At 58.6% G+C, this 12,187-nt stretch carries 13 protein-coding genes and 1 pseudogene; 11 read left to right on the top strand and 3 right to left on the bottom strand.

The window, feature by feature from the left end:
• Positions 1–5: 5 nt before the first annotated feature.
• Together fkpB and ispH are read left to right on the top strand one after the other, a co-directional pair.
• On the top strand, positions 6–443 hold the full coding sequence (fkpB, locus tag F8N21_RS05200) for an FKBP-type peptidyl-prolyl cis-trans isomerase (RefSeq protein ID WP_191624210.1): 438 nt from the start codon (positions 6–8) through the stop codon (positions 441–443).
• 191 nt (positions 444–634) lie between these two features.
• Positions 635–1,582, top strand: coding sequence for a 4-hydroxy-3-methylbut-2-enyl diphosphate reductase (gene ispH / locus F8N21_RS05195; protein ID WP_150641112.1), 948 nt, complete (start codon positions 635–637; stop codon positions 1,580–1,582).
• On the opposite strand, the pseudogene F8N21_RS05190 reads toward ispH, so the two are convergent.
• Positions 1,536–2,107: pseudogene (locus F8N21_RS05190) on the bottom strand (GspH/FimT family pseudopilin). The gene ispH and the pseudogene F8N21_RS05190 overlap by 47 nt on opposite strands.
• 131 nt (positions 2,108–2,238) lie before the next feature.
• Between F8N21_RS05190 and F8N21_RS05185 the strand changes: the two are divergent.
• From F8N21_RS05185 to thiO, 7 genes are read left to right on the top strand one after another with little or no spacing between them, the layout of a single operon-like run.
• On the top strand, positions 2,239–2,721 hold the full coding sequence (locus F8N21_RS05185; protein ID WP_150641110.1) for a GspH/FimT family pseudopilin: 483 nt from the start codon (positions 2,239–2,241) through the stop codon (positions 2,719–2,721).
• A complete protein-coding gene (gene pilV, locus F8N21_RS05180; protein ID WP_150641109.1) occupies positions 2,718–3,194 on the top strand; it encodes a type IV pilus modification protein PilV in 477 nt (158 codons plus the stop codon). Before F8N21_RS05185 ends, pilV begins: the two co-directional genes overlap by 4 nt.
• Positions 3,191–3,904: a PilW family protein gene (locus F8N21_RS05175; protein ID WP_150641108.1), complete on the top strand. Its 714-nt coding sequence runs from the start codon at positions 3,191–3,193 to the stop codon at positions 3,902–3,904. Before pilV ends, F8N21_RS05175 begins: the two co-directional genes overlap by 4 nt.
• A gap of 11 nt (positions 3,905–3,915) precedes the next feature.
• A complete protein-coding gene (locus F8N21_RS05170) occupies positions 3,916–4,380 on the top strand; it encodes a PilX N-terminal domain-containing pilus assembly protein (RefSeq protein ID WP_150641107.1) in 465 nt (154 codons plus the stop codon).
• Positions 4,370–7,516, top strand: coding sequence for a pilus assembly protein (locus tag F8N21_RS05165; protein ID WP_150641106.1), 3,147 nt, complete (start codon positions 4,370–4,372; stop codon positions 7,514–7,516). Before F8N21_RS05170 ends, F8N21_RS05165 begins: the two co-directional genes overlap by 11 nt.
• A gap of 14 nt (positions 7,517–7,530) precedes the next feature.
• Positions 7,531–7,938, top strand: a complete 408-nt coding sequence (locus F8N21_RS05160; RefSeq protein WP_150641105.1) for a type IV pilin protein — start codon at positions 7,531–7,533, stop codon at positions 7,936–7,938.
• A gap of 55 nt (positions 7,939–7,993) precedes the next feature.
• On the top strand, positions 7,994–9,094 hold the full coding sequence (gene thiO / locus F8N21_RS05155) for a glycine oxidase ThiO (RefSeq protein WP_150641104.1): 1,101 nt from the start codon (positions 7,994–7,996) through the stop codon (positions 9,092–9,094).
• Between the two features lie 229 nt (positions 9,095–9,323).
• On the opposite strand, the gene F8N21_RS05150 is transcribed toward thiO, so the two are convergent.
• Together F8N21_RS05150 and F8N21_RS05145 are read right to left on the bottom strand one after the other, a co-directional pair.
• Positions 9,324–9,557, bottom strand: coding sequence for a PP0621 family protein (locus F8N21_RS05150; protein WP_150641103.1), 234 nt, complete (start codon positions 9,555–9,557; stop codon positions 9,324–9,326).
• A gap of 125 nt (positions 9,558–9,682) precedes the next feature.
• The gene (locus tag F8N21_RS05145; RefSeq protein ID WP_150641102.1) at positions 9,683–10,705 is read right to left on the bottom strand and encodes an outer membrane protein assembly factor BamD; all 1,023 of its coding nucleotides are present in this window, start codon (positions 10,703–10,705) and stop codon (positions 9,683–9,685) included.
• A 152-nt stretch (positions 10,706–10,857) separates the two neighbouring features.
• Here F8N21_RS05145 and rluD point away from each other — a divergent pair, with 152 nt between their 5' ends.
• Positions 10,858–11,820, top strand: coding sequence for a 23S rRNA pseudouridine(1911/1915/1917) synthase RluD (gene rluD, locus F8N21_RS05140; RefSeq protein ID WP_150641101.1), 963 nt, complete (start codon positions 10,858–10,860; stop codon positions 11,818–11,820).
• A partial coding sequence (locus tag F8N21_RS05135) for a polyphenol oxidase family protein (RefSeq protein ID WP_191624197.1) occupies positions 11,817–12,187 on the top strand: 371 nt, incomplete at its 3' end. The genes rluD and F8N21_RS05135, both read left to right, overlap by 4 nt.

Genomic DNA, 12,187 nt, shown 5'->3' with positions numbered 1-12,187 from the left:
AGTTATTGGCTGAGCAACGCATTGGCCAGAACACGGAAGTCACTTTGCATTTCGCATTGCACCTGGAAAACGGTGACACCGTCGACAGCACCTTCGACAAGGCCCCGGCGACCTTCAAGGTCGGTGATGGCAACCTGCTGCCGGGTTTCGAAGCGGCCCTGTTCGGTTTCAAGGCCGGCGACAAGCGCCAGCTGGAGATCCTGCCGGAACACGCATTTGGCCAGCCCAACCCGCAAAACGTGCAGATCATCCCGCGTTCGCAGTTCCAGGACATGGAGCTGTCCGAAGGCCTGCTGGTGATCTTCAACGATGCCGCGAATACCGAGCTGCCGGGTGTGGTCAAAGCCTTCGATGACACCCAGGTGACCATCGACTTCAACCACCCGCTGGCCGGTAAAACCTTGACCTTTGATGTCGAGATCATCGAAGTTAAAGCGCTGTAACTGACGAAGCCGGCCCACTGTAGGAGCGAGCTTGCTCGCGATGACTGAATAACATTCAACATTGATGTCGACTGTTACACCGCTATCGCGAGCAAGCTCGCTCCCACATGGAATCTTCACTGTTTTCGGACCTTGTGTTCGAATAACAGGTAGTCACTGCTATTTTTTGCGCAAAAGCCACGAGGCACAGTATGCAAATTAAACTCGCCAATCCCCGTGGCTTCTGCGCCGGCGTAGACCGGGCGATCGAAATCGTCAATCGCGCCCTGGAAGTCTTCGGGCCGCCGATCTATGTGCGCCACGAAGTGGTCCACAACAAATTTGTCGTCGAAGACCTGCGCGCTCGCGGGGCGATCTTCGTCGAAGAGCTGGACCAGGTGCCGGACGACGTCATCGTGATCTTCAGCGCCCACGGTGTTTCCCAGGCGGTACGTACCGAAGCGGCGGGCCGCGGCCTGAAGGTCTTCGATGCGACCTGTCCGCTGGTGACCAAGGTGCATATCGAAGTCGCGCGCTATAGCCGTGACGGTCGTGAATGCATCCTCATCGGCCACGCCGGTCACCCGGAAGTGGAAGGCACCATGGGCCAGTACGACGGCAGCAATGGCGGCGCGATCTACCTGGTCGAAGATGAAAAGGATGTCGCTGCATTGCAGGTGCACAACCCGGAAAAACTGGCATTCGTGACCCAGACCACCTTGTCCATGGACGACACCAGCCGGGTCATCGATGCGCTGCGCAGCCGCTTCCCGGCGATTGGCGGTCCGCGCAAGGACGACATCTGCTACGCCACGCAAAACCGCCAGGATGCGGTCAAGCAGTTGGCGGATGAATGCGATGTGGTGTTGGTGGTTGGCAGCCCGAACAGTTCCAACTCCAACCGTCTGCGCGAGTTGGCCGAGCGCATGTCCACTCCGGCCTATCTGATCGATGGTGCCGAGGACCTGCAGCGCAGCTGGTTCGAGGGCGTTGAGCGGATCGGCATCACCGCCGGCGCTTCGGCGCCGGAAGTGCTGGTGCGTGGGGTGATTCAGCAGCTGCAGGCCTGGGGCGCCACCGGTGCCGATGAGCTGGCAGGTCGTGAGGAGAACATCACCTTCTCCATGCCCAAAGAACTACGCGTTCGCTCCCTGCTCTGAGTCTTCGCCACCCACGCACAGTTTTTGCTCGGTTTTATCGTTGCGCAGGCTGATGCGCCCGGATTTGGCCAGTACGATTTGATGGTGGCTGATGCTCTGGTCCGTGGCGCAGACATGCACGGTCCCCGCGCGAAAGCCACCGCCAGGTAGCAGTGCTTCGCCCTGACCGGTGAAACGGACATGGGTCTTCACCGGTCCATTGCCGACAATCGTCAGCCGTCCGCTGTCCTGGCGCTCCAGCAATATAGGGTTGTCGCTGTCTTCATGCCCCTTGCCGCTGATGTCCAGAATGATTCTCCAGCCCTTGCTCCAGTCGTCATCCACGGCATGGATGACGGTGGCCTGGTTGCGCAGGATGGCTTCGGTGCGGGCGTTGCGCAGGCCGCTGGCCAGCGTCTGCGCGGCATTCTCTCGACGCACCGACTCGAGCAGTTCCTTGAATGACGGGCTGACCAAATGCACCAGGAGCGCAGCAATCGCCATGGATGTGAGCAGTTCAAACAGGCTGAAACCTTTCTGATACATGACGTCTCCCTCCATGGAGATGCTGTGAGTGCGCAATCCGTGCGCAGGCGTTGGTAATCAAGCGTACATTCAGTGGTCGAAGGTTCAGGTTGCAACGCTAGTTATAGACGATGGCCGTTGAGGAGTGTGGGATGCAACACCGCGTAAAGGGTTTTACGCTGATCGAGTTGATGGTCACGCTGGCGGTTTCTGTGATTTTGCTGACGATGGCCATTCCGAGCTTTACCCGATCGGTAGAGAGTTCCAAAGCCGATACAGAGGTCGGTGACTTGCTGCGTGGGCTCAATTCCACGCGGTTGGAGGCGATCAATCGGGGTATTCCCACGCATATCAAGTCGAAGGATGGCAACGCCTGGACCACGGAACTGAAGATTTATGCCGGTCCAAGTACCGACGCTGACAACCCGGTGAATGTATTGCGGGTTGTTCCGGCCATGAGCAGCGACGCCACGTTGACGCTAACCTCAGATGTCACCAACATCGAATTCAACAATCTGGGCGGATTGTCAGCCTCTGCTGCCGCTGTAACCATTAATTATGTGTTGGGTGCGCAAACAAGGACGATCAATGTGTGTCTCAATGGACGAATTGTTTTAGGCGGAAACTGCGGATGACGGGATTGGACAAGCGTGCACAGGACGGCATGACACTGATTGAAGTATTGGTTGCGCTCCTGATCCTCTCCGTGGGGCTGCTGGGCGCAGCGGCGGTTCAGCTCAATGCCCTGAAGTACACCGACAGTTCGCTGAAGACCACCCAGGCCAGTTTTATCGCCTACGACATGATGGACCGGATCCGGGCCAGCTATAGCAACAGTTCCGGCGCCGACTACACCATCACGCCACCTGCTTCGGGTAACCTGAATAACGTCCGGGATCAGGACCTCTATGACTTCACCACCAATATCGTCGCCTTTGGCGGTCCAACGGCGACCGGCAGCATCGTGGCGAACCAGCGGGTGTTTACCATCACCATCAATTGGGACGATTCGCGGGCTGTGGGAAGCGACAACCCGGAACAGGACGGTGGTCAGCGGACCTTTGTCCTGACCAGCCGCCTTGCTGTCGACCCGCCGGTGACGCCATGAACAGACATGCCAGAGGTTTTGGCCTGATCGAGTTGATGGTGGCACTGGCATTGGGTCTGATCGTGGTGCTGGGCGTTGCGCAGGTATTCATCTCGGCGAAAAATACTTACGTCAGCCAGAACGCATCGGCCAGCATGCAGGAAGATGCGCGTTTCGTCCTGAGCAAAATGATCCAGGAAATCCGCATGGTCGGCATGTTCGGATGCCTTGGCACTATCATCGATTCGAGCACGGCCTCGGACTTTGCGCTTAACTCGCAAAAGCCCATCCTTTGGGACAATGCCAATCACAAGCTGACCCTGGTGACCGCCGACATCGGCAGCAACGGCGGTCAGCCGACCTGGACCGTTATTTCCGATTGTCGAAGCGTCGCAACGGCCTATAGCGGCGTTCGTGCAGCCCAGGTGACCGGGCAGGTGGCGTTCCCGATTCGTCGACTGACCTACACCGTGCGCAACAATCAATTATGGATGAACACCGGCACAGCCGCCGACGCTGGCCAGGTGTTGGTAAATAACGTCAGCGCGTTCGACGTCACCTTCGGAGTTGCCAGTACCGCCAGTGGCAATGCTTCCAAATACAGTCTCAACCCGCCCGATCCGTTGCTTATACGCAGTGTGCGCTTGACCTTGACCCTGACGGATCCGAACAACCGCGTGCAGAATCAGACTTACAACGTGGTTGCCGCTTTACGCAACCTGCGCCAGTAGGTGGCGTGTCGATGAGTATTCCTCGAATGACAAAAAAAGCCGAGCGCGGCATGGCGCTGTTGGTCAGCCTGGTGTTTCTTTTGCTGCTGACGCTGATTGGTGTTTCCTCGATGCAGAACGCGACCTTGCAGGAAAAAATGGCCGGCAGCGTGACACTGCGCAATCAGTCCTTTCAATTGGCCGAGGCGGTGCTGCGGGTCGGTGAAAGCGCGGTGCAACTGCCGGCCTACTCCCTGCCGGTGTGCGCGGGTGCTCAATGCATGCCCCCTGCGGATTCCTCGAAAGTGGTTGCGGCCGGGCCGGGCTCGGGAGTGACCTGGATCGCCACCGGTAACGGCTTTTACGGGGTGCAGAACCTCGGCGAGACAAAAAATGCCATCGGCATGAACGGCACCACTGTGACCCTGTACCGCGTTACGGCAGTGGGCCTGGTGGGGAATTCGCGCAGTGTGCTGGAGAGTATTTATGCGAAGTGATCAGGCCCGTGCCGGCTGGCAGCATGGGTTGTTGCAGCTGTTTTGCGGTGCCTTATCGACTCTGTACCTGGCAGCGCCGGCATATGCGTTCACACCCTCGGATTCGCCGCTGTTAAGCGCCGCTGCGGTGGCACCGAATGTGATGCTGCTGATCGATGATTCGGGGAGTATGAATAATATTATCTGGGCCACAGGTTTCAACCCGGCAATCATTCTTCCTCAAATAGCCATCTGCAGTTCCAATAGCTCGTGCAATAGGGGCGAGAACCTTACTATGAAAGATGCCAATATCTCTTTGTCGAGTTTGAATCGCGGAGAATGTTCCTCAGACTCCACAAATGGCAGGTGGTATGGTTTCTATCGCGGCTCAAGATTGGACCCCGTTTGCCTGAAGCTTCCTGATCCGGTGGGAGGCGAGAAAACTCGTTACACAGCCAATTACCTGGCCTACCTGCTTGAGCGGGCCAGTGGATCCAACAAGGATTTCACTAAGGGCACTGACGCCATCCCCACTGATTACCGAATGAAAGTGGCGCGCAATGTGTCCTCCGCATTGGTGGCCAGCAATCGCTCGTTGCGCATCGGCCTGGCGACGTTCAATCCGCCGGCCAACAACAACCCGGGGCCTGGCGGCTATATCGCCCTTCCGATCACTGATTTGTCAGTGGTCGGTAGCACGGTGAGTCAGGCTCAAGCCAATGCCAATTTCAAGGCGCTGACCGACGCGATCGGTGAGCTGGATGCGGTGGCGAATACGCCGCTGGCCGAAACCTATTACGAAATTACCCGTTACTTCCGTGGCATGACGCCGTTCTACAACTCGAAATCCTCGACCTACACCAGCCCGATCCAGTATCGCTGTCAGAAGAACTACGGTGTGGTAATCACCGATGGTTTGCCGACCTTCGACAGGACCTTCCCCAACAACGACCCTCTGGGTGGCAACAAACTGCCCAATTGGGACCCCAGAGTGAGCGACGGCGCCAATTTGAGCGGCGATGGCGAAGGCGACACGCTGTATCTGGACGACATTGCCAAGTTCGCCTTCGACATCGACATGCGTACGATCGGGAGCGATCTGGTGGGTAAAAGCTGGGAGTTGCCGGATTTTCTCAAGCAGAACATGAACACCTACACCCTGGGATTTACCGCGGCAAATCAGATGCTGTCCGATGCGGCCTCCTACGGGCAAGGCAAGTATTACCAGGCCAGCAACAGTGCCGGCCTCAGCAGTGCGCTGTCATCCGCCTTGAGCGAAATCACTTCCAAGGCCGGTTCGGGCGGCAGTGGCGCGACCAACGGGACCACCTTGACCGCCGGCTCGCGTTTTTTCCAGACCAGCTATGACCCCAAGGACTGGCGCGGCACGATCAAGGCCCATGGCTTTGACTCACGCGGTTTGGTCGATAATGCGTCAGTGCTATGGACCACCGACACGGCCATCGTGCCCACCGCCCCGGCACCGATCTACCAGTCCTGGCACCCCACTAAAAAGGTCATCCCCCTGGCCTACAACAACTTTTCCACTGCCCAACAAACTGCGCTCAGTCAGGGCCTGCCGACCGGTATCACCGGTATTGACCTGGTGGAATGGAGCAAAGGCACCAACAAAGCCGGTTTGAAGGTCCGATCCGTCCTGCTCGGGGACATCATCAATTCACCGTTGCTGTATGTGGGGCCTACGGACAAAACCGCCTCTGACCAAGTGGGCAGTACGACTTACAGCAAATACCTGGTCACCAAAGCCAAAAGCATGTCGGCCAGTCTGGTGGTGAATGCCAACGATGGTTTTCTGAGTGTCATCGATCCGGGCAATGGCGCCCGGCGTTACGCCTACATGCCTTCCAGTGTGTTGGCGTCCCTGCATTACATCGCCGATCCCGGCTATATCAATGGCACTGGGCACAAGTTTCTCAATGACGGTCAAGTCGGGGTCTTTGATGCCCAGCTCGATAGCGCCTGGAAAACCCTCGCCGTCGGCGGAGTGGGGGCGGGCGGCAAGACCTTCTATGCGGTACAGCTGTTTGACGAATCAGAGACGAATGTGACCAAGGCCTTGTGGGAAATCAGTGCTCCGGCGACGGCCAACATCAATGATCCATTTAATGATCTGGGTTATGCCTACGCCCGTCCGGAAGTGGCACGCTGGAAGGATGGTCGTTGGGCGGCGTTCATTGCCAACGGTTATGGCAGCTACTCCGGGGTGGCCGCGTTGTACGTGGTAGATATCCGCGATGGTTCGCTGATTCAGGAAATCATCATCGACCAGGCTGAAACGAGCAATGGGCTCTCTTCAGTGAAACTCAAGGTCGACGCGCAAAATGTGGTGCAGGCTGCCTATGGCGGTGACTTGAAGGGCCGGCTATGGAAGTTTGATCTGAGCAATCCTTCAACCACCTTGAAGCCAGTTTTTTCCGGCAAACTGTTGTTTACCACTCCCGGTGGCGCAACCCAGCCAATCACCGCGCAACCATTACTCGCAGACCATCCCACCAATGGCAAGATGGTGTTTTTCGGGACAGGGAAATTCAATGAAATCGCGGATAAATTGACCAGGGATCCACAAGGATTCTATGCCATTTGGGATGCGGATGGTGGTGCCGGCCAGTTCACAGTCAGCAATTTGCAGGCCCAAACGGTAACAGGGGTCTTCTCCGGGAGTACGGGGCAATTCATTACCACGAGTCAGAATGAAGTGACCTATCCGGCACACAAGGGCTGGTACCTGCCCCTGGTCTACAACAATGTGCTGACCGGCGAGCGCGTCATCAATCAGGCCGCTCTGGTGGCGGAGCGCATTGTGTTTACCAGTGCCAGCGTGGATACCACTGATCCCTGTTCCAGCTTTGGTACCGGCAAACTGATCGAGCTGGATGCGTTCAGCGGTAAGATGCTCAGCTATGCGGTACTCGATACCAACAACAACGGGGAAATCGACAGGGCGGACCGGCAGTCCAGCGGTGTCATTTTCAGCGGCGGTATTCCAACGCTGGTTGCTGCGGTCAACAATGCGACCCGCAAGTATGCGAACGACTCCAGCGGTGCTATTACCTCAATGATTGAAAAGCAGGGCGTCCCGGACGATCCGCCTCCGGGCGTTGGAAACGGACGGATCATGTGGCGACAAATACAGTAAGTGAGAGTTAAACCATGCGCAGATTCAACCAAGGTTTTACCTTGATCGAAATCATGATTGTGATCGCGATCATCGGTATTCTGGTGACCATCGGCTACCCGGCGTTTACCGAATACGTGAAGAAAGCCCACCGCACAGAGATTGCCGGGTTGCTCTCCGAACAGGCGCAAAACCTGGAACGGTTCTATTCGAAAAACGGTGTGTATACCAATGCCACTCCCCCTGTCCTCAGCGAGGGCAACGACAACTACAGCATCACCCCGACGCTGACCGATCAGACCTTCTCCCTGACGGCAACACGTAAAAGCGAATCGATGATGGCGAGCGACAAGTGTGGGGATTTCATCATCACCAACACTGGGCTCAGAACCATTGCCGATGCGGATAGTGGTCTGGAACCTAAAGACTGCTGGGGTCGCTGAGTAACTTTTTCGGGCGCATTTTGCACCTCTGGTTTTTCCATTGTTGGATCTGAAGATGGCCAAGCAACAGCAAGTGGTGATTGTCGGCGGGGGGGTTATCGGCCTGCTGACTGCGTTTAATCTGGCTTCCGAAATGCAGCAGGTGATCCTGCTGGATCGCTCGAATGTGGGGCAGGAGGCGTCCTGGGCCGGTGGCGGGATTGTTTCGCCGCTGTATCCATGGCGCTACAGCCCGGCGGTCACCGCGCTGGCCCATTGGTCGCAGGATTATTATCCGCAACTGGGCGAGCGCCTGTTTGCCGCTACCGGCGTGGATCCCGAGGTGCACACCACTGGTCTGTACTGGCTGGATCTGAATGACGAAGCCGAGGCGCTGGCCTGGGCGGCGCGGGAAAACCGCCCCCTGAGCAAGGTGGACATCGCGGCGGCCCACGATGCGGTGCCGGTGCTGGGCGCCGGTTTCTCGCGGGCGATCTACATGGCGAATGTGGCCAACGTGCGCAATCCGCGACTGGTGAAGTCGCTCAAGGCCGCATTGTCGGCGTTGCCTAACGTGACTATCCATGAGCACTGCGAAGTCAGCGGGTTCATTCGCGAAGGCGAGGGGGTCGTGGGGGTTCAGACCTCAGCGGGCGCGATTCGGGCTGACCAAGTGGTATTGTCGGCGGGCGCCTGGAGTGGCGAGTTGTTGCAGAGCCTGGGCCTTGAGTTGCCGGTCGAGCCGGTAAAGGGGCAAATGATCCTGTACAAATGTGCGCCGGGTTTCCTCTCGAGCATAGTCCTGGCCAAAAGGCGTTATGCGATTCCACGCCGTGACGGCCACATTTTGGTCGGCAGTACGCTGGAACATGAGGGTTTCGACAAGACGCCCACCCAATCCGCGCTGGAAAGCCTCAAGGCCACGGCCATCGAGCTGATTCCTGCGCTGGCGGATGCTGAAGTGGTGGGGCATTGGGCGGGCTTGCGACCGAGTTCACCAGAGGGCATTCCCTATATTGGCAAGGTGCCGGGTATTGAAGGGCTGTGGTTGAACTGCGGGCATTACCGCAATGGCCTGGTACTGGCACCGGCCTCCTGTCAGTTGCTCGCCGACTTGATGCTGGACCGCGAGCCAGTCATTGATCCGGCGCCGTATGCACCGCAAGGCCGGATTTAGCGGCTCAGCCCCCCTTTCAAGATCGCAGCCTGCGGCCCCTCCTACGAGACTTATGTACACCTGCAGATCAGCAGGTGTACCCGGCCGGCGTAGGAGCTGCCGCAGGCTGCGATCTTTTAACTGACGATGAGGTTCTCGCGTTGGCGCCGAATCAATCCAGCCCCAGCTTCTTCGCCGAGCAGGCGCCGGTCGATGGCCGGGCGCAGGCTTGCCCCCAGAGCTTAAGGTCTCAACGGTCGCGCGAACCCGGGCCTTGCTCCAGGTGAGCCTGGCTGCAATACCACTGTTGTTGCAGACTCAGCGCTCGATCTCGCGGCAAATGCACGCCACAGTGGGCGCAGCGGACCATGGGCGCGGCGATTTGCTCGCCGGGCGTGTTGGTCACGGAGGCAGAGTGCTTGAACTTGCGCCAGAGCCATACCGCAGCAGCAATCAGAGCGATCCAGAACAGTAAACGAAGCATGATGAGCAGCTTTTCGACGGGTGAACTGGCAGTTTATCCAAGGACATCCCCTGCGCACAGCGCAATAAAACGCTGCAATAAAAAAGGGAGACTCGAAAGTCTCCCTTTTTGCCATCATGCCAGCGTCAGTCGAACATGCCAAAGGTCATGTAGCTGAACCACGAACGGTCTTCGTTGGTGCTTTCAGCTTCGGGTTCTTCTTCTTCGATGACATCGCCGTCGCCGTCTTTAGGCTTGAGCTCGGACGGAATCGCGTCCTTGGCGTCCTGGAACTGCTTCTGCACGTCCTGGTTGGCGCGGGTTTCGCCCGGCGGCAGCGGCGGACTGGACTCGATCAGGCCCAGGGTCGCCTTGCTCAGCCATGAACGGTTGTCCGCTTCGGCAACCCGCGGTACGAACTGACCGTCCACCAGGGTCGGGTGGTTCGGGTAGTTGAGCTTCAGGGTTTCCAGGCTGGTATTGGCCAGCTCGTCCAGGTGCAGGCGCTGGTAGGACTCGACCATCACCGCCAGGCCGTCACCGACCGAAGGGGTTTCCTGGAAGTTTTCCACCACATAACGACCACGGTTGGCAGCGGCTACATAGGCCTGACGGGTCAGGTAGTAGTCGGCGACGTGGATTTCGTAGGCGGCCAGCAGGTTGCGCAGGTAAATCATGCGCTGCTTGGCGTCCGGCGCGTAGCGGCTGTTCGGGTAACGGCTGGTGAGCTGGGCGAACTCGTTGTAGGAGTCGCGAGCGGCACCCGGGTCACGCTTGGTCATGTCCAGGGGCAGGAAGCGCGCCAACAGACCGACATCCTGGTCAAAAGAGGTCAGGCCCTTGAGGTAGTACGCGTAATCCACGTTCGGGTGCTGCGGGTGCAGGCGAATGAAACGCTCGGCGGCGGACTTGGCAGCCTCCGGCTCGGCGTTCTTGTAGTTCGCATAGATCAGCTCGAGTTGAGCCTGATCGGCGTAGCGACCGAACGGATAGCGCGATTCCAGAGCCTTCAGCTTGGCAGTGGCGCTGGTATAGCTGTTGTTGTCCAGGTCGGCCTGTGCCTGCTGGTACAGCTCGACCTCGCTGAGGTTTTCGTCGACCACTTCCTTCGATGAGCAAGCAGCGGTCAATGCGAGGATGGCGATCAGCAGCAGGTGTTTCACTTGCATGGCGGCTTGCGTCCCTATGACGGCCGCTGTCTTGGGCGGGGCCGTCCTGTTATGATGAACGCCCCGTTGAAAAAGCTTCGGGACAAAAGACGCCGTATTTAACCACAAGCGCGCAGCCGAAACCAAAAGCTGTGCCGACTCCTAGTCTGAGCATGTCCGATAAAATTGAACTTCGCGCAGAGGTGCCGTCCGAATTGGGCGGCCAACGCCTCGATCAAGTCGCCGCACAATTATTCGCTGAGCACTCGCGCTCGCGCCTTTCCGCCTGGATCAAAGACGGCCGCCTGACTGTGGATGGAGCGGTTATCCGCCCGCGAGACATTGTTCATGGCGGTGCGATTCTTGAGCTGACCGCCGAGCAGGAAGCTCAGGGAGAATGGATCGCTCAGGACATCAAGCTGGATATCGTCTACGAAGACGATGACATCCTGGTCATCAACAAGCCCGCAGGCCTGGTGGTGCATCCGGCTGCCGGTCATGCCGACGGCACCCTGCTCAACGCCCTGCTGCACCATGTGCCGGACATCATCAATGTGCCGCGCGCCGGTATCGTGCACCGTCTCGACAAGGACACCACCGGTTTGATGGTAGTGGCCAAGACGATTCAGGCGCAGACCCAGCTGGTCACCCAGCTGCAGAGCCGTAGCGTCAGCCGGATCTACGAATGCATCGTGATTGGTGTGGTCACCGCCGGCGGCAAGATCAATGCGCCGATCGGTCGTCATGGCCAGCAGCGTCAGCGCATGGCAGTGATGGAAGGCGGCAAGCAGGCGGTCAGTCATTACCGCGTGCTCGAACGTTTCCGCTCCCACACTCATGTGCGGGTCAAGCTGGAAACCGGTCGTACGCACCAGATTCGCGTGCACATGGCGCACATCAACTACCCGTTGGTCGGAGATCCTGCCTACGGCGGTCGTTTCCGTATCCCGCCGGCAGCCAGCCTGACCATGGTCGAATCGCTGAAAACCTTCCCGCGGCAGGCTCTGCACGCGCGTTTCCTTGAGTTGGATCATCCGACGACCGGTAAGCGCATGAGCTGGGAATCGCCACTGCCGGACGATTTCGTCTGGTTGCTGTCGCTGCTCAAGCAGGATCGTGAGGCGTTCATCGGATGATCGACTGGCTGATTCCTGACTGGCCTGCGCCGGCCGGGGTGAAAGCCTGTGTCACCACCCGTGCGGGCGGCGTCAGTCTGGCGCCGTTCGACAGCTTCAACCTGGGCGACCATGTCGACGACAGCCCTCAGGCTGTGGCCGAGAATCGCCGGCGTCTGACCGATCACTTCTCCATCCAGCCGGCCTGGTTACAGCAGGTTCACGGGATTGCCGTGGCCCATGCCGAACCGGGCCTGGTCGCGACCGCCGACGCCAGTTGGTCGGCCACGCCAGGTATTGCCTGCACGGTGATGACCGCCGATTGCCTGCCAGCGCTGTTCTGTGACCGCGCCGGCAGCCGTGTCGCGGCGGCCCATGCCGGTTGGCG

Origin of the sequence: Pseudomonas fluorescens, from assembly GCF_902497895.1 — a bacterium.
Lineage (GTDB): Bacteria > Pseudomonadota > Gammaproteobacteria > Pseudomonadales > Pseudomonadaceae > Aquipseudomonas > Aquipseudomonas fluorescens_BP.
The sequence above is the reverse complement of the archived record's forward strand: the minus strand, read 5'-3'. Positions and strand labels throughout refer to the sequence as shown.